The organism is Pseudomonas sp. M5A4_2d (assembly GCF_053345295.1).
On record NZ_JBKEZW010000002.1, the window covers coordinates 576,703 to 603,027 of the forward strand.

The window sequence follows — 26,325 nt, forward strand, 5'->3', positions numbered from 1 at the left end:
CCCCCCCGAGGATTAAGCGATAGTGTCGAAGGCTGAATCAGCCTTCGATTTCAATCAGGATTTCGCCAGGATTGACCCGGTCGCCCTTGGCCACATGAACGGCGGTCACCTTGCCGGCAATCGCGGCCTGCACTTCGGTTTCCATCTTCATGGCTTCGGTAATCAGCACAGCCTGGCCGGCCTTGACCACGTCGCCTTCCTTGACCAGAACGTCGACGATATTGCCCGGCATCGCGGTGCTGACATGGCCCGGCTCAGTGGCGTGCTTGCGCTTGCTGCCGCCGCTGCTGACAAACTCGTTGAGCGGTTCGAACACCACTTCTTCCGGCATGCCGTCGATGGACAGGTAGAAGTGACGCTTGCCTTCGGCCTTCACGCCAACACCCGTAATGTCGACGCGGTAGCTTTCGCCGTGCACGTCGATAACGAATTCGGTCGGTACGCCTTCGCCACCGGCACGGGCCACACCGCCGGCCTCAGGGATCGGCAACAGCACTTCTGGCGCCAGGGTGCCGGCGTCGCGTTCTTCGAGGAACTTGCGACCGATGTCGGGGAACATGGCGTAGGTCAGCACGTCCTCTTCGGACTTGGCCAACGCACCGATTTCGCTGCGCAGCTTGGTCATTTCCGGCTTGAGCAAATCAGCCGGGCGATGGTCGATCACTTCTTCGCTGCCGATGGCCTGGCGACGCAGTTTTTCGTTCACGGTGCCCGGCGCTTTGCCGTAGCCGCCTTGCAGGTAGAGCTTCACTTCGTTGGTGATGGTCTTGTAGCGCTCGCCGGCCAGTACGTTGAAGAACGCCTGGGTACCGACGATCTGCGAAGTCGGCGTCACCAATGGCGGGAAGCCGAGGTCTTCACGCACCCGTGGGATTTCGGCCAGTACTTCGCTCATGCGGTTGAGTGCGCCCTGCTCTTTCAACTGGTTGGCCAGGTTGGAAATCATCCCGCCCGGCACCTGGTTGACTTGCACACGGGTGTCGACAGCGGTGAACTCGCTTTCAAACTGGTGGTACTTCTTACGCACCGCGTAGAAGTACAGGCCGATTTCCTGCAGCAGTTCCAGGTCGAGACCGGTGTCGAACTCGCTGCCTTTGAGGGCGGCGACCATCGACTCGGTGCCAGGGTGGCTGGTGCCCCAGGCGAAGCTGGAAATGGCGGTGTCGATGTGGTCGGCGCCGTTTTCGATGGCCTTGAGTTGGCACATCGCAGCCAGACCCGCCGTGTCATGCGAGTGAATAAAGATCGGCAGGCTTTGCTCGGCCTTCAACGCTTTGACCAGCTCGCCAGTGGCGTAAGGGGTCAACAGCCCGGCCATGTCCTTGATCGCCACCGAGTCGCAACCCATGGCTTCCATTTGCTTGGCCTGCGCCACAAACGCGCCGATGGTGTGCACCGGGCTGGTGGTGTAGGCGATGGTGCCCTGGGCATGTTTGCCGGCGGCTTTGACCGCTTCGATGGCCACGCGCAGGTTACGCACATCGTTCATCGCGTCGAAGATGCGGAACACGTCGATGCCATTCACGGCGGCCTTGGCGACGAAGGCTCTGACCACGTCGTCGCTGTAGTGGCGGTAGCCCAGCAGGTTCTGGCCGCGCAGCAGCATTTGCAGACGCGTGTTAGGCAATGCGGCGCGCAGTTTGCGCAGGCGCTCCCACGGGTCTTCTTTCAAAAAGCGTACGCAGGCGTCGAAGGTCGCGCCGCCCCAGACTTCCAGCGACCAGTAGCCGACTTTGTCGAGCTTGTCGCAGATCGGCAGCATGTCGTCGGTGCGCATGCGGGTGGCCAGCAACGATTGGTGGGCGTCGCGCAGGATGGTGTCGGTTACGAAGATCTTTTTAGTCATTGGTATCTCCTCATAGCGGCAAGTCTCAAGCTACAAGCTGCAAGAAAAAGCCAATCTGCTTTTACTTGCCGCTTGTAGCTAAAGGCTCGCAGCTGTTTCATTCATAGGCCTGCGTGGGCGGCGATGGCGGCGGCGATGGCCAGGGCCAGCTCTTCGGGTTTGCGCTTGATCGAGTAGTTGGTCAGCTCAGGATGGCTTTCCACAAAGCTGGTGTTGAACTGGCCGCTGCGGAATTCCGGGTTGCGCAGGATTTCCTGGTAGTAGGCGGCCGTGGTCTTCACGCCTTGCAGGCGCATGTCGTCCAGGGCACGCAGGCCGCGGTCCATGGCTTCTTCCCAGGTCAACGCCCATACCACCAGTTTCAGGCACATGGAGTCGTAGAACGGCGGGATGGTGTAGCCGGTATAAATCGCCGTGTCGGTGCGCACGCCGGGGCCGCCGGGCGCGTAGTAACGGGTGATCTTGCCGAAGCTTGGGAGGAAGTTGTTCTTCGGGTCTTCGGCGTTGATGCGGAACTGCAACGCGAAGCCACGGTGCTGAATGTCTTCCTGCTTCACCGACAACGGCAGGCCCGACGCGATGCGGATCTGCTCACGCACGATGTCGATGCCGGTGATTTCTTCGGTGATGGTGTGTTCCACCTGCACCCGGGTGTTCATCTCCATGAAGTACACCTCGCCCTCGGCGAGCAGGAACTCCACGGTGCCGGCGTTCTCGTAGCCCACGGCCTTGGCGGCGCGCACCGACAGGTCGCCGATGTAGGCGCGCTGTTCAGGGGTCAGCTGCGGGCTGGGGGCGATTTCGATGAGCTTCTGGTTACGGCGCTGGATCGAGCAATCACGCTCGAACAGGTGCACCACGTTGCCAAAGCTGTCACCGAGGATCTGCGCCTCAATATGCTTGGGGTTGACGATGCATTTTTCCAGGAACACTTCCGCCGAGCCGAACGCCTTGGTGGCTTCGGATATAACGCGGGGGAACGCTTGTTCAAGTTCTTCGCGGCTGTTGCAACGACGGATACCGCGACCGCCACCACCGGAGGTGGCCTTGAGCATTACCGGGTAACCAATGCGGTCGCCTTCGGTCAGGGCTTCGGCGATGTCCGCAACGTTGCCTTCGGTGCCCGGCGTGACCGGCACACCGGCCTTGATCATGCTGCGGCGCGCTTCGGTCTTGTCGCCCATGCGGCGAATGACTTCTGCCGACGGGCCAATGAATTTGATGCCGCGTTCGGCGCAGATGTCCGCCAGCTCGGCGTTTTCCGACAGGAAACCATAGCCGGGGTGCAACGCATCACAACCGGTTTCCACCGCCAGGTTCACCAGCTTGCGCGGGTTGAGGTAACCGGCCAGGGGCTCGGCACCAATGCTGTGGGCTTCGTCGGCACGTTTGACGTGCAACGCATGGCGGTCGGCGTCGGAATAGACCGCGACCGAGCGAATGCCCATCTCGGCGCAAGCACGCACGATTCGTACGGCAATTTCACCACGGTTGGCGATCAGGATCTTTTTTATCACTTGGAAATTCCCTTGAGCCGATTGCTGCGTTCTTCAACCCTTTGGATCCGGGTCGGCGCGTGACCAAATGTTTCATGACAGTCGCGAGACACACACTATGCGCACCGGAGGATTAACAAAAATCAATAATTATTGGGTCGTGCATAAGTAAAGACTTATAGTTGGCCGAACGGCCCCAGGCGAGAGCACTTAGATAATGCGTAAGTCATTGATGCGTATGACATTACGCCAATTGCAGATTTTTAATGAAGTCTGTGATTTGCGTTCCTACAGCCGCGCAGCCGAAGAAATGTCCCTCACACAACCGGCCGTTAGCCTACAAATTCGCCAGCTGGAAGAACTGATCGGCCAGCCGCTGTTCGATTATGTCGGCAAAAAGCTCTACATGACCGAGGCTGCCGAAGCCTTGCAACGGGCCAGCCGCGATATTTTCGGGCGCCTGGAAAACCTCGATATGCAGCTGTCGGACATGCAGGGCTCGCTGCAGGGGCAGTTGAAACTGGCCGTGGAATCCAGCGCCAAGTACTTCGTGCCGCACCTGTTTGCCGCCTTCAAGCGCCAGCATCCGGAGGTGCAGCTGCACCTGACGGTGGTCAACCGGGCCCAGGTGATTCGCCGGCTTTCAGATAACCGGGATGACCTGGTGATCATGTCCATGGTGCCTCAGGACATGGGCCTGGAATTCCTGCCGTTTCTCAACAATCCGATCGTTGCCGTGGCGCCGCCTGATCATCCGTTGAGCCTGCAAGGACCGCTGCGCCTTCAGGACCTGGAGCCTTACACGCTGCTGATACGCGAACCGGGTTCCGGCACGCGACTGGCCTGCGAGGAGTACTTCAAGGAAAAACGCGTGCACTTCACCCAAACGGTGGAGGTGGCTTCGGCCGAGGCGCAGCGTGAGTGTGTGAGCGCAGGGTTGGGCGTGGCGCTGCTGACGCGCCACGCGGTCAACCTGGAACTGGCCACCGGCGGGCTCAATGAGCTGCCGGTGGAGGAACTGCCGCTGTACCGCAGTTGGTGCCTGGTGCAAGCCAAAGCCAAGCGCCTGTCACCGGTGGCCCATGCGTTCCTGGGCTTTATCCGCAGCGAACGGGTGCAGATCAGCGCGTTGGCTGAACGCTTCGCTGGGCAGCCGCGGGTGCCTGCCAGTGGAGTTCCGGGTAGTCACTGATGCTCTGGAGCAATTGACGCTCCTCGCAACGGTCTTCGATTGCGCGACGGAACGCCATGCGGCGCTGGTCTTCCTGCTGACGACGGGTTTTGACGGTGCTGCTGTCTTCGTATTGCCGGGCCATTTTGAGTCTCCCAATGCGAGTACGGGGAGGTCAGGATGGGCGCGGGGGATGACGGTTTGGCGGCGCGGGGGTTACAGGACGATGAATCTTCGGAAACTGGCGCAAAGCCAATGTGGGCTGGCTTGCGATAGCGGTGCATCAGCCACCCAATATGGCAACTGGCAGACCGTAATCGCAGGCAGGCCAGCTCCCACATGTTTGACCGCGTTCAGCCGCTGATCAGTCGTCGAGGGCTTTGACGGATTTAGGCGAGAGACGAAGGCTGCGCAAGCTGCGCTTCACGCTCTTGAGGTGGTTGACCAGGCTCGGCCCGCGCGCCATGGCCACGCCCATCGCCAGCACGTCGATCACCACCAAGTGGGCGATGCGCGAGGTCAACGGCGTGTAGATTTCGGTGTCTTCGTGCACATCGATCGCCAGGTTGACCGTGGACAGTTCCGCCAACGGCGTCTGGCTCGGGCACAGGGTGATCAGCGTCGCACCGCTTTCACGCACCAGGTTGGCGGTAATCAGCAAGTCTTTGGAGCGACCGGACTGGGAAATGCAGATGGCCACGTCAGTCGGTTTCAGCGTGACCGCCGACATCGCCTGCATGTGCGGGTCGCTATAGGCCGCTGCGGTGAGCAGCAGGCGGAAGAATTTGTGCTGGGCATCCGCAGCAACGGCACCCGACGCACCGAAGCCATAAAACTCCACGCGCTGCGCCTGGGACATCGCCGTCACGGCCTTCTGCAGCTCCACAGGGTCGAGCTTCTCGCGCACTTCCATGAGGGTGTGCAAGGTGGTGTCGAAGATTTTCAGGCTGTAGTCGGCGACGGAATCGTCTTCGTGAATCGCAAACTGCCCGAAGCTCGCACCGGCAGCCAGGCTCTGGGCCAGTTTGAGTTTCAAGTCCTGGAACCCGGAGCAACCGATGGCGCGGCAGAAGCGCACGATGGTCGGCTCACTGATGCCCACGCTGTGGGCCAGGTCGGCCATGGAACTGTGCATCACAGCCGCAGGATCAAGCAGCACGTGATCGGCAACCTTGAGTTCCGATTTGCGTAACAGGTGGCGCGACTGGGCGATATGTTGCAACAGGTTCAAAGGACAGGACTCTTGTTATTGGCGGGTGCCAGGGATGTAGCAAGCTTGTAGTTATACTACAAGAATTGCCGTTTTGCCCGTCCGATGCATCACTAAATCGCCCTGCTGCCCTCTGATTCAAAGGGCAGAGGCTTTGTAGCCACACGGGCAGCCTTGGCGTCATTAAGAAAAATCTGCATTTTTCCGTAACAAATCTGCCAACCCCTCGGCCTGCATCGGCCGGCTGATCAGGTAGCCCTGCACCTCATCGCATCGCTCCCCTCGCAGGAAATCCAGCTGCTGCTGATCTTCCACTCCTTCGGCCACCACCTTGAGTGCCAGGCCATGGGCCATCGCGATGATCGCCCGGGTGATGGCCGCGTCTTCACGGCCTTGGCCAAGCCCGCGAATAAACGTCTGGTCGATCTTCACGTAGTCCACGGGGATACGCTTGAGGTAACTGAGGGACGAATAGCCCGTGCCGAAGTCATCAATGGCCAGCTTCACGCCCAAATCGCGCAGTTGCTGGAAGGTGGCGATAATGTGTTCAACGTTGTCGAGCAGCTGGCTTTCGGTCAGCTCCAGCTCCAGGTAGTGCGGGGCCAGGCCGGTTTCTTCAAGTACCTGACGCACCAGGCTGACCAACTTGCCCTGGCGCAACTGATGCACTGACAGGTTCACCGACACCCGGATCGGTGCAAGCCCCTGGCGCTGCCACTCGCACGCTTGCCAACACGCCTGGCGCAGCACGAACTCGCCCAGCGGTACGATCAAGCCGGTCTCTTCGGCCAGGCCGATAAAGTCCCCCGGCGGCACCATGCCCCATTGCGGATGCTCCCAACGCACCAGTGCTTCGGCAGCGTTCAATTTGCCCGTGGCCAGGCACAGTTTCGGCTGGTAGAACACCGTGAGCTGGCGCTCGTCGATGGCCTTGCGCAAGTGGTTCTCCAGCTGCAAACGCTCCAGGGTGCTGGCTTGCAGGCTATCGGTGTAGAACTGGAAATTATTGCCGCCCAAGTGCTTGGCGTGCTGCATGGCCATGTTCGATTGGCTGACCAGCGCGGAAATCTCCCGCGCATTATCCGGCAGCAGGCTTACGCCCATTGAGGCGCTGACCACCAGCTCATGCCCTTCTACCGTCACCGGCACGCGCAGTTTGGCCAAGAGCCGCGTGGCCACACGCGCCAGGCTCGACAAGTTGCCGTAGCCGTCGAACAGGACGGCGAATTCATCACCGGACAGCCGCGCAATGGTGTCGGCTTCGGGCAAGGCATTGATCAATCGCCGCGCCATTTTCTGCAACAGCTGATCCGCGACTTCATGGCCGAGGCTGTCATTAAGCAGCTTGAAGCGGTCCAGGTTGATATGCAGCAGTGCCAGGCTGCGCCCGCCCTGACGCACGCGTTGGTGAGCTTCGCGCAGCCGTTCGCGAAACAGCGAGCGGTTGGCCAGGCCCGTCAACTCGTCATAGTGAGTGAGGTAGCGCATGCGCTCTTCGGATTCACGCCGCGCGGATAAATCGGCGAAGAAGCCGACAATATGACTGACTTTTCCGCGAGCATCGCTCACTACGTTCAGTTGCAGCCATTGCGGGTACAGCTCGCCGTTTTTGCGCGTTTCCACCAACTCGCCCTGCCAGGTGCCACGGCTGAGCAGTGCCTGGCGGATCACCGGAAAATGCCGGCGGGCGTCACGACTGCTGGGCAGTTCCACGACATTGCGGCCAATCATGTCGTCCATTTCAAAACCGGTGACACGGCTGAAGGCCTGGTTGACCGCAATCAGCACGTACTCCGGGTCGAGAATCACAATGCCTTCGCTGGCGGCTTCGAAGACGGTCGACGCGAGGCGCTGCTGCTCTTCCAGGACCTTGCCGGCGCTGATGTCGCGACGGGTACCGAGCATGCGCGTGACGCGTCCGCTGGGCGTTCGCTCCACGGCGCGACCACGGTCTTCGATCCACACCCAATGGCCAGCGCCATGGCGCACACGGTATTCGACCTGATAATCCTCGCTGCGGCCCTTGAGGTGCTCCACCAGGGCGCGTTTGAGCAGCGGCAGGTCGTCGGGGTGCAGGCGTGGCTTGAGATGACTGAGCATTGCAGTAACGTACTCAGGCTCCAGGCCGAACAGTTCCTTGAGTTGGGTGTGGTGCACTTCATCGGTTTGCAGGTTCCAGTCCCACAAGCCCAGTTCGCTGGCTTGCAGGGCCATGGCCAGGCGCGCTTCGCTTTTGTTCAGGGCAAGGCTGGCCGCGTCCAGTTCCTGGCTGCGTTGCGCCACACGGTCTTGCAGACCGGTTTGCGCCTCGCGCAATTCCTGTTCGACCTGCCGACGCTGGCCAACTTCACGCACCAGTTCCTGATTCAATTGCTCGCTGCGTTGCTGCGCCTGCTGGAGATGCTCGATCAACGCCTGGTTCTGGAAGCGCCGCAACAACCCGCGCTGGATCAGGCGGTTGACCTGCCACGCCACCAGGCTCAAAGAGGCCAGCAGAATCAGGCCGAGTACCCCCCAACCTTGCTGCTGCGGGGCACCATTCCAGAACAGATAGACAATGGCCGGCACCAGGCACGGCACAGCAAATGACAGGAAGGCGGGCAGGCTCACGGCATAGGCCACGCTGGCCGACAGCGTCGCTGCGCCGATCAGGCCGAACACCCAGGCTTGCTGCATAAAACTGTCGACAGGCACCAGGGCGATGGCGGCAGTCGCCAGTGTCAGGCCGCTGACCGCCGAGCCCAACATGAACATGCCTCGCCAGATCGGCCGGGCCTGGCGACTGGGCATCGCCGAATCAAAAGCCGCCACCTGGATCACACGCAGGGCCACCAGCGCGAGCAGCCAGACCAGCCAGATGCTGTCCAACACATATTGCTTGGGGTTCCACAGCAACCAGGCACACACCAGGCCGTTGACCAACATCAATAACGTCGGCAGCAATGAACCCTGATACAAGAGGCGAGTGCGTTCGACCGCCATCTCGGTTGCGTAATGTTTACGGATGACCTGCGCGGGCGCCGCCGAGGGGCCGAACAGATCGGGACTGAGGGTCATAGGCAGTATTCTTATAATGGTGAGCCCGAAACGTCGACGGAGCATACACAAGCAAGCGCTTGGGCCAAACTGCTCCACGTCATAAAAACCGCACTGGAATCGGCCGCAAACCTTCGAGCCAGACTGCTTGAGCGAGAGCCCGTGCGGGCTGTGGCCCATGACCAACCAGTCATCAGCCCCGGCAGAATGTTTGCCCGGCCACTGTCACGCTGGATGTTTTCCATTGACCACCCGGCATTGGGATTTGCCCCACTCCCGTTAGGCCCATAGAATGCGCCGATGCGCGATGATCTCTCTCTTTTGCTGAACTCCCTCAACGATGCCCAACGCCAGGCCGTAGCAGCCCCCGTTGGCCGTCAGTTGGTCCTGGCCGGTGCTGGCTCCGGTAAAACCCGAGTGCTGGTGCACCGTATCGCCTGGTTGATCCAGGTCGAAAACGCGTCCCCGCATTCGATCCTGTCGGTAACCTTCACCAACAAGGCCGCTGCCGAGATGCGTCACCGCATCGAGCAGTTGATGGGCATCAGCCCCGCCGGCATGTGGGTGGGCACGTTCCACGGCCTGGCACACCGCCTGTTGCGAGCGCACTGGCAGGAAGCGGGCTTGAGCCAGACGTTCCAGATCCTCGACAGCGACGACCAGCAACGCTTGGTCAAGCGCGTGATCCGCGAACTGGGCCTCGACGAACAACGCTGGCCTGCGCGTCAGGCGCAGTGGTTTATCAACGGCCAGAAAGACGAAGGCTTGCGCCCGCAACATATCCAGGCCAGCGGCGATTTGTTCCTCGCCACCATGCGCAGCATCTATGAAGCGTACGAGGCGGCCTGCGTACGCGCCGGCGTGATCGACTTCTCCGAGCTGCTGCTGCGCGCCCTCGACCTGTGGCGCGACAACCCCGGCTTGCTGGCGCATTACCAGAAGCGCTTCCGGCACATTCTGGTGGACGAGTTCCAGGACACCAACGCCGTGCAGTACGCCTGGTTGCGCTTGCTGGCCAAGGGCGGTGACAGCCTGATGGTGGTGGGCGACGACGACCAGTCGATCTACGGCTGGCGCGGCGCGAAAATCGAGAACATCTACCAGTATTCCGACGACTTCCCGGACGCAATCACCATCCGCCTGGAGCAGAACTACCGCTCCACCGCCGGCATCCTCAAGGCTGCCAACGCGCTGATCGCCAATAACACCGGGCGCATGGGCAAAGAGCTGTGGACCGACGGCGGCGAAGGCGACGCGATCAACCTGTACGCCGCGTTCAACGAACACGATGAAGCGCGCTATGTGGTGGAAACCATCGAAAGCGCGCTGAAAACCGGTTTGGCGCGCAGCGATATCGCCATCCTGTATCGCTCCAACGCCCAATCGCGGGTGTTGGAGGAAGCCTTGCTGCGCGAACGCATCCCGTACCGCATCTATGGCGGCCAGCGCTTCTTCGAGCGGGCGGAAATCAAGAACGCCATGGCCTACCTGCGTTTGCTGGAAGGTCGTGGCAACGATGCGGCGCTGGAGCGGGTGATCAATATCCCGGCGCGTGGCATCGGCGAAAAAACCGTCGAAGCTATTCGCGACCACGCGCGCCACGCCGATGTGTCGATGTGGGAAGCCATGCGCTTGCTGATCGCCAATAAAGGCCTGACCGGCCGCGCCGCCGGTGCTTTGGGTGTGTTTGTCGAACTGATCGAGAGCCTGGCGGCCAAGTGCGCAGAAATGCCGCTGCACTTGATGACCCAGACCGTGATCGAGCAGTCCGGGCTGATCGCCTATCACGAAGCGGAAAAAGGCGAGAAAGGCCAGGCCCGGGTAGAAAACCTTGAGGAATTGGTCAGCGCCGCCCGCGCGTTCGAAAACACTGACGAAGATGAGGAGCTGACCCCGCTCGCCGCGTTTCTGGGTCATGCCTCGCTGGAAGCCGGCGATACCCAGGCCGATGAGCATGAAGACAGCATCCAGCTGATGACCTTGCATAGCGCCAAGGGCCTGGAATTTCCGTATGTGTTCCTGGTGGGCATGGAAGAAGGCCTGTTCCCGCACAAGATGAGCCTGGAAGAGCCCGGCCGCCTTGAGGAAGAACGCCGCCTGGCCTACGTGGGCATCACGCGTGCCATGCAGAACCTGGTGATGACCTATGCTGAGACCCGGCGCCTGTACGGCAGCGAAACCTACAACAAGGTGTCGCGCTTCGTACGTGAAGTGCCGAAGGGGCTGATTCAGGAAGTGCGCCTGTCCAACAGCGTCAGCCGCCCGTTCGGCGGCGGCCAGCAGCAGAACTCCAGCAACCTGTTTGCTGGTTCCGAGATTCCGGAAACACCGTTCAGCCTTGGCCAGCAGGTCAAGCATGCGATCTTTGGGGAAGGCGTGATTCTCAACTTCGAAGGCGCTGGCGCCCAGGCACGGGTGCAGGTGAATTTCGCCGAAGGCAGCAAGTGGCTGATGATGGGCTACGCGAAGCTCGAAGCAATCTGATACATCTTCTCTACATGAAGGTTGTTGGCCCGCCCTTGTTTTTAACAAGCGCGGGCCAATATCAGTAATAAGTCCTACAGGCCATTCTGATTCGGGCCTACGCAAAAGCCCGAAACATTATGTCGCTAGCCACTGCCACAACACCTGTGCAACATGGCGCGCGTGCAATCCACAAATGGGAATTCCCTTTATGAAACGTTTTCTTAGCATCGCCATGGCGTTGTGCATCGGCTTGACGATGAGCCTCGACGCCAACGCCAAGCGCTTCGGTGGCGGCAAAAGCATGGGCTCGGCGCCGACTCACCAGACCAGCCAAATGGCTCCATCCGCCGGTGCCGGCGGTGCAGCGGCTACCGCTGGCGCGGCCGGTGCGGCTGGCGCGGCTGCCAAGGCCGGCGGTGCTTCGCGCTGGTTGGGCCCTCTGGCCGGTATCGCAGCCGGTGGCCTGCTCGCGTCCATGTTCATGGGCGGCGGCTTCCAGGGCATGCAGATCTTCGACATCCTGATCATGGCCGTCATCGCCTTCCTGATCTTCCGCTTTATCGCCGCCCGTCGCCGCAAGCAGCAGGAGCACATGGCTCCAGCCGGCGCGCCGATGCAGCGTGAAGTGTTCGAGCAAAAACCAGCCGTGGGCTCGATCTTCGGTGGTTCGGCTGCACCTGCTGCCGCCCGTCCGGTAATCAATGCGCCGGCGTGGTTCAACGAAGAGCGTTTCGTCGAAGCGGCCCGCAGCCACTTCCAGTCCCTGCAGCAGCACTGGGACGCCAACGAGATGGACAAGATCTCCGAGTTCGTGACCCCGCAACTGCTGGAGTTCCTCAAGCGCGAACGCGCCGACCTGGGCGACGGCTTCCAGTCGACCTACATCGACGACCTGCGCGTCCAGCTGGAAGGTGTGGATGATCGCGCCGACAAGACCATCGCCACCCTGACCTTCATCGGCGTGTCGAAGACCTCGCGTTTCGACCAGGGCGAAGTATTCAGCGAAAGCTGGAATATGGAACGCGCCCAAGGCGACAACCAGCCTTGGCTGGTCGCCGGTATCCGTCAGAACGGCTGATAGCTGCGCGTTTGAGCACTTGGTCATAAAAACCCCGGACATGTTCCGGGGTTTTCTATTTCACGGTTGCACTTATAGCGAGCTACTGTATAAAACGCCCCTATAAACCGCGCCATCTAGCAAGAGGATCCCGGCCGTGGAAGAAATCATCGAACAATTGCGTGAAGCCAACGAACCGGTCCCGGTTCCTCTGGAGCTGCCTGACGAAGACCAACTGGTGGAAATCGAAGAACAACTGTTCATCGACATCCCCTTTGTCTTCCGCGAATTCCTGCTGACCGTCAGCGACGTGGTGTATGGCAGCCTGGAGCCGGTGACCGTCACCGACCCGCAATCCCACACCTACCTGCCGGACGTTGCCGCCAACGCCTGGGATGCCGGTGTTGACCGCAGCATGATCCCGATCTGCCAGGACGGCGACGACTACTACTGCGTTGAAGAAGACGGCACCGTGGTGCTGTGGTCCGGCGAAGAAGAACTCGTCACCGAAGAAACCTGGGAATCGGTATGGCACTGGGCGCGGGACGTCTGGCTGGAAAGCTGAGTCGCACTACGCGGGCCTCTAGTGCTCCGGCGTATCCTTGTGGTTATCCAGCGTCTCCAGCAAGGCGACCTGCATCCGCGTATGCACGCGGATGAACCACCGCCAGAGCACAGCCGCGACTGCTGCCGTGACTATGGCAATCAGCACCAGCAACTTGTTGGTCGGCAGAATACTGGCCGACAAGGCTGCCAGTAGCAGGAAGATCACCAGCAGCGAGAGGATAGGGATCAGTTCGGCAATCACCCGCCGCACACGCTGGGTATGCCGCCCGGCCATTTCCGGCTTTACGCTCATCTCCGCCAGCAACATCGACAGCGCCTTGAGTTTGCGATACGCCGCAATCAGGAACGGCAGCGACAACAGCAGCGCCGCGCCCCAGATCAATGCTTTCTGCCAACTCGGATCACTGATCCAGCCTTCCAGATACCCACCGATGCGCGCTGCGAAAAAGCTGCCGGTGAAGAATATCGCCACCACCAGCGCCAGGTTGACCCCCACTTGCAGGATGATTTTGCGGATCATCGACGCCAGCATTGCCCCTTCACCCTGAGGCTGGATGCTGCGTAGCCATTCGCCATACATCCCAAATACCCGGCTCATGCGCTTAGGCATCACCGAGGCAATCTTTAACGACAACGGGTCGGCACCGCGTATCAGGTAAGGCGTCAGCAAGGTGGTAATTGCCGAAACCGCCACCGCCACCGGATAGAGGAAGTCACTGGTGACCTGCAAGGTCATGCCCAGCGCGGCGATGATGAATGAAAACTCGCCAATCTGTGACAGCCCCATGCCAACCCGCAGTGAGGTGCGGCCGTCGTTACCGGCAATAAAAGCCCCCAGGCCGCAGGACAACATCTTGCCCAGCACCACCGCAACGGTAATCACCGCGATCGGCCACGCGTACTGCAGCAGGATTTGCGGGTCGATCATCAAACCGATGGCGACAAAGAAGATCGCGCTGAACATGTCTCGCACAGGCTCGATAAGGCGCTCGATCTTAATCAACTGGCGGGACTCGGCCATGATCGCGCCGATCAGGAACGCGCCCAGCACCATGCTGTATTCCAGCTTGACCACCAGCAGGCAGAAGCCGAAACACAGGCCCAATACGGTGATCAGCAGCATCTCGTTGCTTTCGAACTTGGCCACGTAGGCCAGCAGGCGTGGCACCAGCAAAATGCCGATGACCAGCGCGACGATCATGAACAGCGAGAGCTTGCCGACCGTGGAGAACACCTCGCCGGAGCTGACCGTACCACTGACGGCGATACTCGACAGCAAGGCGATAATGCCGATGCCGAGGATGTCCTCAACGATCAACACGCCAAAAATCAGCTGGGCAAAACGCTGGTTTTTCATCTTCAGGTCATTCAGTGCCTTGACGATGATGGTGGTCGAGGAGATCGCCAGGATCGCGCCGAGGAACAGCGAGTCCATAGTGTTCCAGTCGAACCATCGGCCGATCTCGTAGCCGATCCAGATCATCAGGATGATTTCGAGGAACGCCGCTATAAACGCGGTGGCGCCGACCTTGAACAACTTGCGCAGGCTGAACTCAAGGCCCAGACAGAACATCAGGAAGATCACCCCCAGCTCGGCGAGGGTCTTGATGGTGTCTTCGTCATGGATCAGGCCGAATGGCGGGGTGTGAGGGCCGATGATGAACCCGGCGACGATATACCCCAGCACCACCGGCTGCTTGAGGCGGTGAAACAGGACAGTGACAACCCCTGCCACCAGCATGATCACGGCCAAGTCCTGGATAAAGCTGATGGCGTGCATGGCGAGGGGCTCCTTGAGGGTACTGGCGCTTTTCCCACTTCCACTCGCGCCTTTGAACAATCGCAAAGAGCGGAAGGAAAAGTCTGCCTTGATCGTAAGAAATGCCCTGAGATGGGTGTTTGAAGGTTAACACCGCGACTTCCGGCAGAAAGCCGGTGCAATATATGGAAACAGATCGGTGCACGCGTGACGGCAAGCCGCCCACCGGCGTCCCGTTAGGGAGAGCGCTGCAAAGAGTTCAGCACCCGTAGAGGTGCCGCCCCCCAACCAATGCCTACAACCCGTGAGTGTGCTATGGAACCCGGAAACGCCCAGCTGTCGATGACGGTATTGATGACCCCTGACATGGCCAACTTCTCAGGTAATGTCCACGGCGGCACCCTGCTCAAGTACCTCGACGAAGTGGCCTACGCCTGCGCGAGCCGTTACGCGGGCCGCTATGTCGTCACGTTGTCGGTCGACCAGGTGATCTTTCGCGAGCCGATCCATGTCGGCGAGTTGGTGACCTTCCTTGCCTCGGTCAACTACACCGGCAACACCTCAATGGAAGTGGGCATTAAGGTGGTGACCGAGAACATCCGTGAGCGCTCGGTGCGCCATACCAACAGCTGCTTTTTCACCATGGTGGCCGTGGACGACCAGCGCAAACCCGCCGCCGTACCGCCGCTGCAGCCGCAGAACAGCGAAGACAAGCGCCGGTTTGTGCAGGCCCAGCAGCGTCGGCAGATTCGCCAGGAGCTGGAAAAGCGCTATCAGGAAATCAAAGCCGACGCGCCGTAAGCCTCAGGCTGTAAACCCAATCAAAATGTGGGAGCGGGCTTGCTCGCGAATACGGTGGGTCAGTCATTGGTAGGTCGACTGACACTCCGCTTTCGCGAGCAAGCCCGCTCCCACATTGGGTTCCGGGTACTTACAGACTGATCGGCGTGGCCTCGAAGCGTACCCGGGGGTGGGCGATACGGTCCTGGGCGCGTACCAGTTCCAACTCGTAACTGGCGCAGGCCTGGGTTTCCAGCAGCACTTCATGCACCGCAGCCGCCGTAAACTCGAAGGCCGCCAGCAAGCTGTCACCCAACAGCACCCGCGCCAGGAACAGCCCTGACGTCAGGTCGCCCACGCCCACCGGCTGGCGCGGGAACGCCAGCAACGGCCGACGCAAGTGCCAGCTGCCGTCGGCAGTCACCAGCAGCATCTCGAAACCCTCCGGCAATTTGCCCGGGTAATCCAGGTGCTTGACCAGGACCGCCTTCGGCCCGCGTGCCAGCAATGCCTTGGCCATGCCCAGGCAGTCGAACAGCGATTGCGGCTTGCGCCCGGCAAAGCTGTCGAGCTCCAACTGATTGGGGCACAGGAAATCCGCCATGGCGGCCGCCTCGTCCAGCAGGAAATCGCTGACTTCCTGGGGCACGATACAACCCTTTTCCGGGTGACCCATCACCGGGTCGCACAGGTACAGGGCCTTGGGGTTGATGGCTTTGATCCGCGCCACACCAGTCAGAATCGCACGGCCCTGGTCCGCACTGCCGAGGTAGCCGGACAGCACCGCATCGCAGTTGCCGAGCTCGCCAATCGCGGCAATGCCTTCCACCAGTGCCGGAATTTGCTGCGGCGCCAACACTTCGCCCGCCCACTGGCCATACTGAGTGTGATTGGAGAATTGCACGGTATTCAGCGGCCAGACGTTCACCCCGACCCGCTGCATGGGGAACACGGCGGCGCTGTTTCCGGCGTGGCCAAAGACCACATGAGACTGGATCGCAAGCAGATGAGGTGTGCGTTTCATGCGGGGGATTTCCGTAAAGCCGTTGAAATTCTGGCCGCGCAGTATGCGACTAAACACAGCCTATACGACAGACCAGAGACACAGTTAAGCTGCTCTCACTTTGTTGGAGTTCATCGCATGCTGACCCTGGGAAACATCTTTGTGTTGATGCTGCTGGCGACTGGCGCCGCTTGGGTGTGGCACAACCACGGCCTGCGCGAGCGGGCGCTGGAGCGGGTCAAGCAACACTGCGCCAAGCTCGACATCGAACTGCTCGACGGCGCGGTGGCGTTAAAACGCATCGGTTTTGTGAAGGATGCCAAGGGTCGGCGGCGCTTGGCACGTATCTATAACTTTGAGTTCACCGTGACCGGCGAAACCCGCCATCCCGGGACTATCACCCAGTTCGGCGCCCACAGCGCGCAGATTGAACTGGCGCCCTACCCGTTCGAGATCAAGACGCCGCTGCCCAGCGCGGAAGTGATCGAACTAAGCCAGTGGCGCCAGGACCACGCCACCAAAACGCGTCACTGACGACAGGCGGCCAGCGCGCTCTGCAATGCGACTACGTCCTGTGGCTCGCTGAAAATCAATTCAATGCGCGAATCGCGGCGCCACTCGCTGGGTTGCCAGACGAGTGGGCTGTTATCCACAGCGTTGGCGCTGACCCACCCATGGCGGCTGTGGATAACCAGTTTGGCGCGGCGCCATGCAAGGCTTGTCAGCCAATGGGCCAGGCGCCCGGTGTCGAATTGCTGGCTCGGGTGCCAACGCCAACCGATGCTCCAGCCACCCTCTTGAGCCTGGCCCAGGCAGATGGGCAGTGTGGGATCGCTCCAGATGGCTGGCATCTGCGCCAAGCCTTTGGGCACATCGAAGTTATCCACAGGGGCGCCGGCTTTGGTCTGGAGGCCCGGCAACTGCGCGAGCGGCAAGTGCGCCTGGCGGGTCCAGTAAAGCGGGCAGTCGGGTAATTGTCTTTCGACGGCTTGGCGCTGCGCGGTATCCAGCGTTTCGTCCTTGTTCAATACCAGCAGCCCGGCGCTGGCCAAGGTCTCGCGCTGCGCTTGTGGCAAGGGTTTGCCCGCCGCCAATGCCTGGGCATCCAGCACCAGTACACAGGGCTGGACCGCCAGCACGTTTTGCCAGGGTGCTTCGCGCAATTGCTTGAGCAATTGTGCGGGATGACCCAAACCCGAGGGCTCGATAAACAACCGATCCGGTTTAGCCTTGCGCAATAAGCGGCCCAAGCCTACCTGGAACGGTGCACCATTCACACAGCACAAACAGCCACCGGCGACTTCGCCCAGGGCAATGCCATCGTCGTCCTGGGTGAGTAACGCCGCATCCAGGCCAATCTGCCCGAACTCATTGATCAGTACCGCCCAGCGCTCGTTGGCCGGGCGTTGGGCCAGCAGGTGTTTGATCAGGCTGGTCTTGCCGGCGCCCAAAGGCCCGGCAATCACGTGAGTGGGAATGTTCTGCAGCATGATAGGCATCATTCAGACCGTGTAGAGAGCTTGATCCTACCCGGTTATGCCAGCCAATCCAGCGTCAGGATCAACCGTCGCTCATCGGCCTTGAGCGCCGGCGAGCGGTGAATCAGGCCATGGGCTTCGTTGCCGTGCCACTTGGTGCCCTTGAGCAAGGCCACCTCGCCACAGTCGATTTGCTCAATGCGATCGGTGGGTTCGGCATCCGGTTGGCTCAGTTTTCGGCGGTCCATCACCCCTTCGCGCAACCACTGGCTACCGATTCCGGCGTAGGTGGTAATCAACCGAACGGGTACATGGTCAACGTGAAAACGTGGGCACATGGCCTTGTCCAACAGGCGCAAACGCACGCCAATACGCTTGGCACCGAGCAGACAGGCGAACGCGCTGACCAGCCACGACACATCGGCGATAAACCCTTCGTAGCCTTCAAGATCACGGCAACTTGACGCCAAACCCTGCAAATTCGGCTCGGCGTCTTCGTTGTTGAGTTCGATCACCAGGGATTCGGCCAAAGGCTCATTCAGCGCCACCAGCAAGGCGCCGAATTCGGCAATATGATGGGGCAATTGGCGCCGCCATGTCGCCAGGTTTACGCCTTCTTCCAGGATATCGGACAGTGCCAGCGGGGTTTCCCCGCGGGTCTGACGTATCACGGGACGCAGGGGGATAACCGGTGCCAACATCACGCGACCTCTTCATACCAAGGGCCAAAGGGGTCGGCCAGCAAGCGCCAACTTTCGACACCCAGAGCCATTTCGTCATCCGTGAGCAAACAGGCGTCCAGCTCGGCGCGCATCTGGCTGAAGTCGATGTTTTGCCCGATAAACACCAGCTCCTGGCGGCAATCGCCGGTGCTCAGCTGCCAGTTGCCCATGATCGCCGCCACGCTTTCTTCGTCCTGAGGCCATTGGCTTTTCGGCACAAAACGCCACCAGCGCCCAGCAAAGCCATGGCGCATCAACCCTCCGGCCTGGGACCAACTGCCCGCATCCTGATGCTTGCTGGCCAGCCAGAAAAAGCCTTTGGAGCGCAGCAGTTTGCCGTTTACCCACGGACGGTCGATGAAGTTGAAAAAGCGCTGCGGATGAAATGGCCGGCGCGCGCGATAAGCCGTGGAAGCGATGCCGTATTCTTGCGTTTCCGGCACATGTTCACCGCGCAATTCCTGCAACCAGCCCGGGGCCTGGGCGGCGCGTTCGAAGTCGAAGCGGCCGGTGTTCAGGATCTTGTTAAGCGGCACCTCACCCATGACCATCGGAATGATTTCTGCTTGGGCGTTGAGGCGCTCGAGGATGGCCATCAGTTCTTCGCGTTCGCGGCTGCTGATCAGGTCGATCTTGCTGATCAGGATCACGTCGGCGAATTCGATTTGCTCGATCAGCAGGTCGGTGATCGAGCGTTCATCTTCTTCGCCGAGGGTTTCGCCGCGTGAGGCCAGGCTTTCAGCGGCCTGGTAGTCGAGCAGGAAGTTCATGCCATCCACCACGGTGACCATGGTGTCCAGGCGCGCAATATCGGCCAGGCTCTGCTCGTTTTCATCACGAAAGGTGAACGTTTCTGCCACGGGCAATGGCTCGGAAATGCCGGTGGATTCGATCAGCAGGTAATCGAACCGACCTTCCTTGGCGAGTTTTCCGACCTCTTCCAGCAAGTCTTCACGCAAAGTGCAGCAGATGCAGCCGTTGCTCATTTCTACCAGTTTTTCTTCGGAGCGGTTCAGGGTGACATCACGCTGAACCTCGCTGCCGTCAATGTTGATTTCGCTCATGTCGTTGACGATCACCGCCACCCGCAGGTTTTCGCGGTTGCGCAGGACGTAGTTGAGCAGCGTGCTTTTACCGGCGCCGAGAAAACCGGACAACACGGTAACGGGGAGACGATCTGGCATCAGGTATTCCTCATCAGGGTTGGCCGGTCAAATCGCTCGTTTATGGCGTTCGCGCAGCTCTTCACGTTCTTTGGCTTCGATACTCAAGGTGGCGGTGGGGCGCAGTAGCAAGCGTTGCAGGCCAATGGATTCGCCAGTGTCACGGCACCAGCCGTATTCGCCGCGGGCCAGCAATTCGAGGGCGTCGTCGATCTTGTCCAACAGCTTCTTTTCCCGCTCAAGCAGGCGTAGTTGCCATTGGCGCTGTTCTTCGGCGCTGCCCATATCGGCGGGGTCGCTATTGGTTTCCTGCTCACGCAGCACCAGGAACTGGCCCTCAATGCGCGCTTGCAGCTCAGTACGCTGGGCAAGCAGCAATTCACGGAAGAACCTTTGCTGGGCTTCATTCATGTAGTCGGCGGGCGGTTGGGCCAGCAGGTCTTGTTCAGTCATAGGAAGCGGGTCACGGGTCAGGCTGCGGCTTTATGTTATAGTATAACAACACAAATAAGCTAACCCCGACTTGCTCACCACGACGAAGGGCGCAATGCTTGAGCACTTCCCTTGCCCCGAGAAACGCTATGAAACGCCTGTTGTGCGCCCTGTTATTGGCAGCGGCGGGACCTGCCTGCGCCCAAATGCCAAGCCTGTTAGCGAACTGCACGCGCAGCGCCAACCTGCTGGCCTGCGTGGATCCGTTGGGGAATGCCTATAGCGTGGCGACTGTCGGCAGCACCACGTACTTGCGCGGTTTCGAGGTGATCGGCAAACGCTACTGGGCACAAACCAACAGCCGCTATGGGCAACTGACGTTCTTTACTGGGTTAGCGTCCGACGGAGAGGCGTGGGTCGGCTACACGCGGCGCGTGGGCTGGACCACCCTCAACCGGTTTTCCAGCTCAGGTGGCGCCAGTGCCAAGTTCACGTGCAGCCGTATGACCGGCTGTTAGACCTGGCCGTTCTTCTGCTCTTGAACCCAGGCCATGTAGCTGTTCATCGGTGGGTTCTTCTCGAAGTATTTTTTCAATCCCTCAAACAGGCCATCCGCCACCGCCTGTTGATGACGCGCAGTCACCAACCGCTGGGCGTCCTGGGTATTAGAGATAAACCCGGTCTCGACCAGAATAGAGGGGACGTCCGGTGATTTAAGTACCGCAAACCCAGCCTGCTCCACGCGCTTCTGGTGCAGCGTGGTGATGCTTTGCAGGCTGCCCAACACCGAGCTGCCCAGTTGCAGGCTGGAGGCGATGGTGGCGTTCATCGACATATCGAGAATCACCCCGGCCAACATCGGGTCCTTGTCCTTGAGATTGAGCAAGGTCGTGGCGCCCAACAGGTCCGCGCCGTTTTCGCGCTGCGCCATAAAGCGAGCCGTAGCGGAAGTTGCGCCCCCTTCAGACAACGCATACACCGAGGCCCCGGATGCCGTGAGACGTGGCGCAGCGTCGGCATGTACCGAGATGAACATATCGGCCTTGTGCTGGCGGGCAATGTCCACACGCTTGCGCAGCGGCACGAAGAAGTCATCGTTGCGCACCAGTTTCACGTCAAAGCCCTTCTCACGCTTCAAGCGTTTGGCCAGCAACTGAGCGATCGACAGCACCACGTCTTTTTCGCGCTGGCCCCTGGAGCCGATGGCGCCAGGGTCTTTACCGCCGTGGCCGGGGTCCACCACCACGATGATGTCGCGCTTGGGATGCGCTTTGTCTACCGGCGCGACCAGAGGAGGCGGTTCAGCGGCTATTTGGCGCGGGGCATGAGTGGCGTTGGTCAGGTCGAGCACCAGGCGATGACCTTGGCCATCCTGGGGCGGCAATAAAAAGCTGTTGAGCTGCATCGGCGCGACCAGGTCCAGCACGATGCGTGTGTCGCCTTTGCCGAAATGCCCGGAGCGGATCGAAGTAATACCGCTGTTCTTCAATGCCAGCTGAGAAAAATCCCCCGACAGCCCGGCGCCGCTCAGGTCGATGATCAAACGTTCCGGTGAGGTCAGGGAAAAGGTCTTGTATTGCACCGGGCCGCTAAGGTCGAACACCAGCCGCAGTTTATCGTCCGAGCGCCACAGGCGCGCATTGCGGATCTGCGTGGCGTAGGCCCCCAAAGGCAATGTGAACAGGGGACTGACCAGCAGCAGGTTGAGGAGCTGACGTCTGTGCATGACATATACCGCAAATAGAGGAGCGTCCCTGCTCGACATGACTGAAGAAAGGCTGGAGCAGAAAAATCATCGTCGATTCAATAGTTATAATATAACATGTCTTTTTATTTCCAACGATGGACCTGCCCATGAATGCGCTGACTCTGCCGGATATTGCCGCGCAGGCTTCACGCCAAGCCGTGCCGCTCGACTGGGTAGGCATGTGCGGCATTGCCCTGCCGATCCTCATCGACGGCCAACGCTTGACCGCCACTGCCGATGCGGGCGTCAGCCTGGACGATGGCGAGGCCCGTGGCATTCATATGTCACGCCTGTACCTGGCCCTGGAAATGCTCGACCAACAGCCTCTTACGCCTGCGCTTCTGCGTACTCTACTTGAGCGCTTTCTTGAGAGTCATGAAGGTTTATCTAAGAACGCCTACCTGCGTATCCACACGGATTTGTTGCTCAAACGACCTGCGCTGGTCAGCCCTTTAGCCGGCTGGAAAGGCTACCCGGTGAGCATCGAAGCGCGCCTGGAAAACCAGATGTTCCACGTGGAACTAAAAATTGACGTTACTTACTCTTCCACCTGCCCTTGCTCGGCCGCGCTCGCCAGGCAGTTGATTCAGCAGCAATTTCTCGAAGATTTCGCCAACACGCCGCTGCAGCACGAGGATGTTCTGACGTGGCTCGGCAGCGCCAACGGCATCGTCGCCACGCCCCACAGCCAACGAAGCAGCGCAGAACTGTCCATCCAGCTGGACGCCAACCAGTCCACCTTGCCCCTAACCGACCTGATCAACGACGTTGAAACCGCCCTCGGCACTGCCGTGCAAACTGCTGTGAAACGTGCGGACGAACAAGCCTTCGCCCTGGCCAACGGGCAGAACCTGATGTTCTGCGAAGACGCCGCCCGCCGCCTGAACCTCGCCTTGAAACGCTCGGATGCCGTCAAAGCCTTCCACTTGAAAGTGATCCACGCCGAAAGCCTGCACGCGCACGATGCCGTGGCTGAAAGCCGCTGGACGAGAGACTCTGCATGATCACCTGTAACGCTTTGCGCTGGGGCGCCCCCGGGCAACCGCTCACACCGGCGCTGGATTTGAAGCTGGAAAAAGGCAGCCTCACCGGCATCATCGGCGCGAATGGCACAGGCAAGAGCAGCCTGCTCAAGGTCATTGCCGGCCTGCAAAAGCCGCTGACGGGTAACGTCAGCGTGGATGTTCCACGCCGCGGCGGCCTGTCATTCCTGCCCCAGCAACAACATTTGGATCGCCAGTTCCCGATCAGCCTGCAAGAGTTGGTCGCCGCCGGTTTCTGGGGCACCCAGCTCACCCCGCAACACCGTAGCCAACGGCTGCAAGCGGTGCTGGAAGACTGGTGCCTCAGTGGTCTGGAACACCGTCCGTTGATGGCGCTGTCCGGCGGCGAACTGCAACGCGCCCTGCTCGCTCGCATGAGCCTGGCCGAAGCGCCAGTCCTGCTTCTCGACGAACCTCACGCCGCCCTCGACGAAGAAGGCCAGGCGCTCTGCTGGAAACACATTCACGCCTGGCACGATGAAGGCCGCACACTGATCGTCGTCTGTCATGACTTGGCGTCGGTGCGTCACCACACCCAGCAAGTGGTGCAGATCAAAAGCACCGGCTGCCTTTTCGGCCCCAGTAAAGAGCTGATCCGCCCGCAACCGCACATGCAGGTGGCCTGATGCACTTCGCCGCCCATCTGTGGATGCCATTCCTCGACTTTGTCTTTATGCGCCGCGCGCTCATCGGCGGGCTGGTCCTCGCTTGCAGCACCGCGCCGCTGGGCGTGTTTCTGATCCTGCGCCGCATGAGCCTCATCGGTGACGCCGTTGCCCATGGCATCCTGCCCGGCGCCGCGCTGGGCTTCTGGTTTGCCGGCCTCAGCCTGCCCGCCCTGACCATTGGTGGCCTCGGCGCAGGCCTGGGCATGGCCGGCGTGTCAGCCTGGATAACCCGCCGCACCGGCCTGCGCGAAGACGCCAGCCTCGCCGCCATCTACCCCATCTCTCTCGCCGCAGGTGTATTGATTCTCGGCATCGCCGGCAAACGCCTGGACCTTTTGCACCTGCTGTTCGGCTCAGCACTGGCTGTCGATGAAACCACCCTGACCGGCATGCTCTGGGTGTCCGGCTTCAGCCTGATCGCCATGGCGCTGATCTACAAACCGCTGCTGCTGGACACCCTTGACCCACTGTTCCTGCAAACCGTCAGCCGCCTCGGCCCACTCGCCCACGGGTTATTCCTGACCCTGGTGGTGCTGAACCTGGTGATCGGTTTCCAGGCCATCGGCGCGTTAATGGTGGTGGGTTTGATGATGTTGCCAGCCATTGCTTCACGCTTCTGGAGCCGGCGCCTGCCGGTGTTGATCGCGGTATCGGCGGTGCTGGGATGCCTGTCGGTGTGGTTGGGTTTGTTGCTGTCGTTCTACTACTCGCTGCCCAGCGGCCCGGCCATCGTGCTGGTGGCTGGCGGTGGGTATCTGCTGTCCGTGGTCTTCGGTCCGGTGCACGGCTTGCTGCGCCGCCCGCCCTTGCTTACATCCCAATGAGGTGTTTCCCGATGCGCGCTCTACTCGTGCTGTTCAGCATTCTGCTGCCATTGTCGATGGCTCAGGCCGCCGACAAACTTCAAGTGGTTACCAGCTTCAGTATTCTCGATGACATCACCCACCAGATCGGTGGCGATCACATCCAGATCAGCAACATGGTGGGCCCGGACGCCGACGCCCACACCTACGAACCGACACCGGATGATGCCAAGGCGCTGCTCAAGGCCAAGGTCATCATCAAGAACGGCCTCGGCTTCGAACCCTGGCTGGACCGCCTGGTCACCAGCACCGAAACCAAAGCCACGGTAGTCACCGCCAGCAAAGGCGTGATCTCCCACACCATGGAAGAAGACGGCGAAACCATTCCCGATCCGCACGCCTGGCATAACCTGGCCAACGCCGAAATCTATGTGAACAACATCACCAAGGCGCTGGTGGCCGCTGACCCGGCGAACAAGGCCGACTACCTGCGCAACAGCCAGGCGTACCTGAAAGAGATCTACCGCCTGCTGGCCGAAGCCAAAACAAAATTCGGTGCATTGCCACCTGGCAACCGCCGCATCGTCACCTCCCATGACGCGTTCGGTTACCTGGGCCAGGCCTACGGCATTCAGTTCCTGGCACCTCAAGGGCTGTCGACTGAGCGTGAACCATCGGCCGCCGAAGTCGCTGCGCTGATCACCCAGATCCGCAAGGACAAGGTCAAAGCCGTGTTCATGGAAAACATCAAGGACTCGCGCCTGCTCAAGCAAATCGCGGATGAAAGCGGCGCGCAGATCGGCGGCACGCTGTACTCCGACGCCCTCGCCGCTGAAGGCCCGGCCAGCACCTTTACCGGTCTGTTCGAGTACAACCTCAACACCCTGTGCGCCGCCCTGAGCAAGCCATGACCTTGAGCATGCTCGACCTGGAAGGGGCTGCCATTGGCAGCCGCTTTCCACTCGAACAGGTACTGAACGCCCTGCCGTGGAACAGCGATGGCTTGATTGCCGCCATCGTCCAGCAACACGGCAGCGGCCAGGTGTTGATGCTGGCCTGGATGAACCGCCAGGCCCTCGATGAAACCCTGGCCACAAGGCGGGCCAGCTACTGGTCGCGCTCGCGCCAGCAACTATGGCGCAAAGGCGAAAGCTCCGGCCACTGGCAGCAGTTGGTCGAAGCGCGTCTGGATTGCGACGGCGACGCAGTGCTCATGATTGTCGACCAGCACGGCCCGGCCTGCCACACCGGCCGACCCACCTGCTTCTACAACGCCATCGACGGCGCCTACGTTCACATCATTACGGAGCCCGCTGCATGATCCGCAAGAACCCCTCCGGCGATCTGCCGGTGATTGCCGAATCAGCCTACGTCGACAAAACCGCCATCATTTGCGGCAAGGTCATCATCGGCGAGAACGTGTTCGTCGGTCCCTACGCCGTCATCCGCGCCGACGAAGTCGACGCCAGCGGTGCCATGGACCCCATCACCATCGGTGCCAACTCCAATATTCAGGATGGCGTGGTCATCCACTCCAAATCCGGGGCGGCGGTGACCATCGGCGAGTTCACCTCCATTGCCCACCGTTCCATTGTCCACGGCCCCTGTTCCGTCGGCGACCGCGTCTTCATTGGATTCAACAGCGTGCTGTTCAACTGTGCCGTCGGTGATGGCTGCGTGGTGCGTCATAACTCGGTGGTCGACGGCCGTGACTTGCCCGCCGCCTTCTACGTGCCCTCCACCACCCGCATCGGCCCGAACACCGACCTGTCGCAATTCCCGCCGGTGAGTGTCAGCGCCTCGGAGTTTTCCGAAGACGTGGCGCGCACCAACGTCGACCTGGTGCGCGGTTACAAAGCCCTGCAAAACGAGTTCTGA

General features: G+C 60.6%; 25 protein-coding genes. 13 read left to right on the forward strand and 12 right to left on the reverse strand.

Translation table 11 applies throughout. From position 1 onward, the window contains the following. Positions 1-37 precede the first annotated feature (37 nt). Together oadA and ACLBW8_RS09665 are read right to left on the reverse strand one after the other, a co-directional pair. On the reverse strand, positions 38-1,846 hold the full coding sequence (gene oadA / locus ACLBW8_RS09660) for a sodium-extruding oxaloacetate decarboxylase subunit alpha (RefSeq protein WP_447805246.1): 1,809 nt from the start codon (positions 1,844-1,846) through the stop codon (positions 38-40). A 101-nt stretch (positions 1,847-1,947) separates the two neighbouring features. After that, positions 1,948-3,363: an acetyl-CoA carboxylase biotin carboxylase subunit gene (locus ACLBW8_RS09665; protein ID WP_003213442.1), complete on the reverse strand. Its 1,416-nt coding sequence runs from the start codon at positions 3,361-3,363 to the stop codon at positions 1,948-1,950. 196 nt (positions 3,364-3,559) lie between these two features. On the opposite strand from ACLBW8_RS09665, the gene ACLBW8_RS09670 reads away from it, so the two are divergent. After that, positions 3,560-4,534: a LysR family transcriptional regulator gene (locus tag ACLBW8_RS09670; RefSeq protein WP_432751353.1), complete on the forward strand. Its 975-nt coding sequence runs from the start codon at positions 3,560-3,562 to the stop codon at positions 4,532-4,534. Here ACLBW8_RS09670 and ACLBW8_RS09675 read toward each other — a convergent pair. The 3 genes from ACLBW8_RS09675 to ACLBW8_RS09685 form a co-directional block, all read right to left on the reverse strand. Next, a complete protein-coding gene (locus ACLBW8_RS09675) occupies positions 4,464-4,658 on the reverse strand; it encodes a PA3496 family putative envelope integrity protein (RefSeq protein ID WP_082895969.1) in 195 nt (64 codons plus the stop codon). The two genes, ACLBW8_RS09670 and ACLBW8_RS09675, sit on opposite strands and share 71 nt — an antisense overlap. A 219-nt stretch (positions 4,659-4,877) precedes the next feature. Next, positions 4,878-5,744, reverse strand: a complete 867-nt coding sequence (hexR, locus tag ACLBW8_RS09680; RefSeq protein ID WP_010168370.1) for a transcriptional regulator HexR — start codon at positions 5,742-5,744, stop codon at positions 4,878-4,880. Positions 5,745-5,906: 162 nt separating this feature from the next. Continuing rightward, positions 5,907-8,780: an EAL domain-containing protein gene (locus tag ACLBW8_RS09685; protein WP_447805247.1), complete on the reverse strand. Its 2,874-nt coding sequence runs from the start codon at positions 8,778-8,780 to the stop codon at positions 5,907-5,909. Between the two features lie 279 nt (positions 8,781-9,059). Between ACLBW8_RS09685 and uvrD the strand changes: the two genes are divergently transcribed. From uvrD to ACLBW8_RS09700, 3 genes are all read left to right on the forward strand, one after another. Then, entirely contained in the window at positions 9,060-11,243 is a 2,184-nt protein-coding gene (gene uvrD, locus ACLBW8_RS09690; protein WP_447805248.1) for a DNA helicase II, read from the forward strand. A 190-nt stretch (positions 11,244-11,433) separates the two neighbouring features. After that, positions 11,434-12,303, forward strand: coding sequence for a Tim44 domain-containing protein (locus ACLBW8_RS09695; RefSeq protein ID WP_447805249.1), 870 nt, complete (start codon positions 11,434-11,436; stop codon positions 12,301-12,303). A 136-nt stretch (positions 12,304-12,439) separates the two neighbouring features. Further along, the gene (locus ACLBW8_RS09700; protein ID WP_017739032.1) at positions 12,440-12,847 is read left to right on the forward strand and encodes an SMI1/KNR4 family protein; all 408 of its coding nucleotides are present in this window, start codon (positions 12,440-12,442) and stop codon (positions 12,845-12,847) included. A gap of 18 nt (positions 12,848-12,865) precedes the next feature. Here ACLBW8_RS09700 and ACLBW8_RS09705 read toward each other — a convergent pair whose 3' ends face one another. Continuing rightward, on the reverse strand, positions 12,866-14,629 hold the full coding sequence (locus ACLBW8_RS09705; RefSeq protein WP_221295927.1) for a cation:proton antiporter: 1,764 nt from the start codon (positions 14,627-14,629) through the stop codon (positions 12,866-12,868). 294 nt (positions 14,630-14,923) lie between these two features. Between ACLBW8_RS09705 and ACLBW8_RS09710 the strand changes: the two genes are divergently transcribed. Then, positions 14,924-15,409 (forward strand): acyl-CoA thioesterase, encoded by a 486-nt coding sequence (locus ACLBW8_RS09710; RefSeq protein ID WP_053258732.1) that lies wholly within the window; start codon positions 14,924-14,926, stop codon positions 15,407-15,409. A gap of 130 nt (positions 15,410-15,539) precedes the next feature. On the opposite strand, the gene pdxY is transcribed toward ACLBW8_RS09710, so the two are convergent. Beyond that, positions 15,540-16,412, reverse strand: a complete 873-nt coding sequence (pdxY, locus tag ACLBW8_RS09715; protein WP_447805250.1) for a pyridoxal kinase PdxY — start codon at positions 16,410-16,412, stop codon at positions 15,540-15,542. 117 nt (positions 16,413-16,529) lie between these two features. Here pdxY and ACLBW8_RS09720 point away from each other — a divergent pair, with 117 nt between their 5' ends. Then, positions 16,530-16,925 carry a DUF3301 domain-containing protein gene (locus ACLBW8_RS09720; protein WP_064454788.1) on the forward strand — a complete coding sequence of 132 codons (396 nt, stop codon included), beginning with the start codon at positions 16,530-16,532 and terminating at the stop codon, positions 16,923-16,925. Here the strand turns inward: ACLBW8_RS09720 and ACLBW8_RS09725 are convergent. Genes ACLBW8_RS09725 through dksA form a run of 4 tightly spaced genes read right to left on the reverse strand, consistent with a single transcriptional unit; the run spans position 16,919 to position 20,207 of the window. After that, complete coding sequence (locus tag ACLBW8_RS09725) at positions 16,919-17,881, reverse strand: CobW family GTP-binding protein (protein WP_447805251.1); 963 nt, start codon at positions 17,879-17,881, stop codon at positions 16,919-16,921. The genes ACLBW8_RS09720 and ACLBW8_RS09725 overlap by 7 nt on opposite strands. A 44-nt stretch (positions 17,882-17,925) precedes the next feature. After that, complete coding sequence (locus tag ACLBW8_RS09730; protein WP_447805252.1) at positions 17,926-18,570, reverse strand: DUF1826 domain-containing protein; 645 nt, start codon at positions 18,568-18,570, stop codon at positions 17,926-17,928. After that, on the reverse strand, positions 18,570-19,775 hold the full coding sequence (gene zigA, locus ACLBW8_RS09735; RefSeq protein WP_064454791.1) for a zinc metallochaperone GTPase ZigA: 1,206 nt from the start codon (positions 19,773-19,775) through the stop codon (positions 18,570-18,572). The genes ACLBW8_RS09730 and zigA overlap by 1 nt, the downstream gene beginning before the upstream one ends. 27 nt (positions 19,776-19,802) lie before the next feature. Continuing rightward, entirely contained in the window at positions 19,803-20,207 is a 405-nt protein-coding gene (gene dksA / locus ACLBW8_RS09740) for an RNA polymerase-binding protein DksA (RefSeq protein WP_128591072.1), read from the reverse strand. A 128-nt stretch (positions 20,208-20,335) separates the two neighbouring features. On the opposite strand from dksA, the gene ACLBW8_RS09745 reads away from it, so the two are divergent. After that, complete coding sequence (locus tag ACLBW8_RS09745) at positions 20,336-20,704, forward strand: glutamine synthetase (RefSeq protein ID WP_447805253.1); 369 nt, start codon at positions 20,336-20,338, stop codon at positions 20,702-20,704. Here ACLBW8_RS09745 and ACLBW8_RS09750 read toward each other — a convergent pair. After that, positions 20,701-21,912 (reverse strand): N-acetylmuramoyl-L-alanine amidase, encoded by a 1,212-nt coding sequence (locus ACLBW8_RS09750; RefSeq protein WP_447805254.1) that lies wholly within the window; start codon positions 21,910-21,912, stop codon positions 20,701-20,703. The two genes, ACLBW8_RS09745 and ACLBW8_RS09750, sit on opposite strands and share 4 nt — an antisense overlap. A gap of 128 nt (positions 21,913-22,040) precedes the next feature. Between ACLBW8_RS09750 and folE2 the strand changes: the two genes are divergently transcribed. The 6 genes from folE2 to ACLBW8_RS09780 are packed head-to-tail and all read left to right on the forward strand — an operon-like array spanning position 22,041 to position 26,325. Beyond that, on the forward strand, positions 22,041-22,937 hold the full coding sequence (gene folE2 / locus ACLBW8_RS09755) for a GTP cyclohydrolase FolE2 (RefSeq protein WP_447805255.1): 897 nt from the start codon (positions 22,041-22,043) through the stop codon (positions 22,935-22,937). Continuing rightward, positions 22,934-23,602 carry a metal ABC transporter ATP-binding protein gene (locus ACLBW8_RS09760; protein ID WP_262666605.1) on the forward strand — a complete coding sequence of 223 codons (669 nt, stop codon included), beginning with the start codon at positions 22,934-22,936 and terminating at the stop codon, positions 23,600-23,602. Before folE2 ends, ACLBW8_RS09760 begins: the two co-directional genes overlap by 4 nt. Beyond that, positions 23,602-24,468, forward strand: coding sequence for a metal ABC transporter permease (locus ACLBW8_RS09765; protein ID WP_447805256.1), 867 nt, complete (start codon positions 23,602-23,604; stop codon positions 24,466-24,468). Before ACLBW8_RS09760 ends, ACLBW8_RS09765 begins: the two co-directional genes overlap by 1 nt. A gap of 11 nt (positions 24,469-24,479) precedes the next feature. Then, a complete protein-coding gene (locus ACLBW8_RS09770) occupies positions 24,480-25,358 on the forward strand; it encodes a metal ABC transporter substrate-binding protein (protein ID WP_064454797.1) in 879 nt (292 codons plus the stop codon). Further along, positions 25,355-25,768, forward strand: coding sequence for a phosphoribosyl-AMP cyclohydrolase (gene hisI, locus ACLBW8_RS09775; protein WP_447805257.1), 414 nt, complete (start codon positions 25,355-25,357; stop codon positions 25,766-25,768). The genes ACLBW8_RS09770 and hisI overlap by 4 nt, the downstream gene beginning before the upstream one ends. Then, positions 25,765-26,325 (forward strand): gamma carbonic anhydrase family protein, encoded by a 561-nt coding sequence (locus ACLBW8_RS09780; RefSeq protein WP_048721911.1) that lies wholly within the window; start codon positions 25,765-25,767, stop codon positions 26,323-26,325. The genes hisI and ACLBW8_RS09780 overlap by 4 nt, the downstream gene beginning before the upstream one ends.

Excerpts from the sequence above, each read along its gene's own strand:
- folE2 (WP_447805255.1), top strand. The coding sequence starts at position 22,041 with ATGAATGCGCTGACTCTGCCGGATATTGCCGCGCAGGCTTCACGCCAA.
- ACLBW8_RS09710 (WP_053258732.1), top strand. The coding sequence starts at position 14,924 with ATGGAACCCGGAAACGCCCAGCTGTCGATGACGGTATTGATGACCCCT.
- ACLBW8_RS09760 (WP_262666605.1), top strand. The coding sequence starts at position 22,934 with ATGATCACCTGTAACGCTTTGCGCTGGGGCGCCCCCGGGCAACCGCTC.
- oadA (WP_447805246.1), bottom strand. The coding sequence starts at position 1,846 with ATGACTAAAAAGATCTTCGTAACCGACACCATCCTGCGCGACGCCCAC.
- ACLBW8_RS09720 (WP_064454788.1), top strand. The coding sequence starts at position 16,530 with ATGCTGACCCTGGGAAACATCTTTGTGTTGATGCTGCTGGCGACTGGC.
- ACLBW8_RS09780 (WP_048721911.1), top strand. The coding sequence starts at position 25,765 with ATGATCCGCAAGAACCCCTCCGGCGATCTGCCGGTGATTGCCGAATCA.
- ACLBW8_RS09670 (WP_432751353.1), top strand. The coding sequence starts at position 3,560 with ATGCGTAAGTCATTGATGCGTATGACATTACGCCAATTGCAGATTTTT.
- hisI (WP_447805257.1), top strand. The coding sequence starts at position 25,355 with ATGACCTTGAGCATGCTCGACCTGGAAGGGGCTGCCATTGGCAGCCGC.
- ACLBW8_RS09685 (WP_447805247.1), bottom strand. The coding sequence starts at position 8,780 with ATGACCCTCAGTCCCGATCTGTTCGGCCCCTCGGCGGCGCCCGCGCAG.
- uvrD (WP_447805248.1), top strand. The coding sequence starts at position 9,060 with ATGCGCGATGATCTCTCTCTTTTGCTGAACTCCCTCAACGATGCCCAA.
- ACLBW8_RS09765 (WP_447805256.1), top strand. The coding sequence starts at position 23,602 with ATGCACTTCGCCGCCCATCTGTGGATGCCATTCCTCGACTTTGTCTTT.
- ACLBW8_RS09675 (WP_082895969.1), bottom strand. The coding sequence starts at position 4,658 with ATGGCCCGGCAATACGAAGACAGCAGCACCGTCAAAACCCGTCGTCAG.
- ACLBW8_RS09695 (WP_447805249.1), top strand. The coding sequence starts at position 11,434 with ATGAAACGTTTTCTTAGCATCGCCATGGCGTTGTGCATCGGCTTGACG.
- ACLBW8_RS09725 (WP_447805251.1), bottom strand. The coding sequence starts at position 17,881 with ATGCTGCAGAACATTCCCACTCACGTGATTGCCGGGCCTTTGGGCGCC.
- ACLBW8_RS09750 (WP_447805254.1), bottom strand. The coding sequence starts at position 21,912 with ATGCACAGACGTCAGCTCCTCAACCTGCTGCTGGTCAGTCCCCTGTTC.
- dksA (WP_128591072.1), bottom strand. The coding sequence starts at position 20,207 with ATGACTGAACAAGACCTGCTGGCCCAACCGCCCGCCGACTACATGAAT.
- ACLBW8_RS09705 (WP_221295927.1), bottom strand. The coding sequence starts at position 14,629 with ATGCACGCCATCAGCTTTATCCAGGACTTGGCCGTGATCATGCTGGTG.
- ACLBW8_RS09770 (WP_064454797.1), top strand. The coding sequence starts at position 24,480 with ATGCGCGCTCTACTCGTGCTGTTCAGCATTCTGCTGCCATTGTCGATG.
- zigA (WP_064454791.1), bottom strand. The coding sequence starts at position 19,775 with ATGCCAGATCGTCTCCCCGTTACCGTGTTGTCCGGTTTTCTCGGCGCC.
- ACLBW8_RS09745 (WP_447805253.1), top strand. The coding sequence starts at position 20,336 with ATGAAACGCCTGTTGTGCGCCCTGTTATTGGCAGCGGCGGGACCTGCC.
- ACLBW8_RS09730 (WP_447805252.1), bottom strand. The coding sequence starts at position 18,570 with ATGTTGGCACCGGTTATCCCCCTGCGTCCCGTGATACGTCAGACCCGC.
- pdxY (WP_447805250.1), bottom strand. The coding sequence starts at position 16,412 with ATGAAACGCACACCTCATCTGCTTGCGATCCAGTCTCATGTGGTCTTT.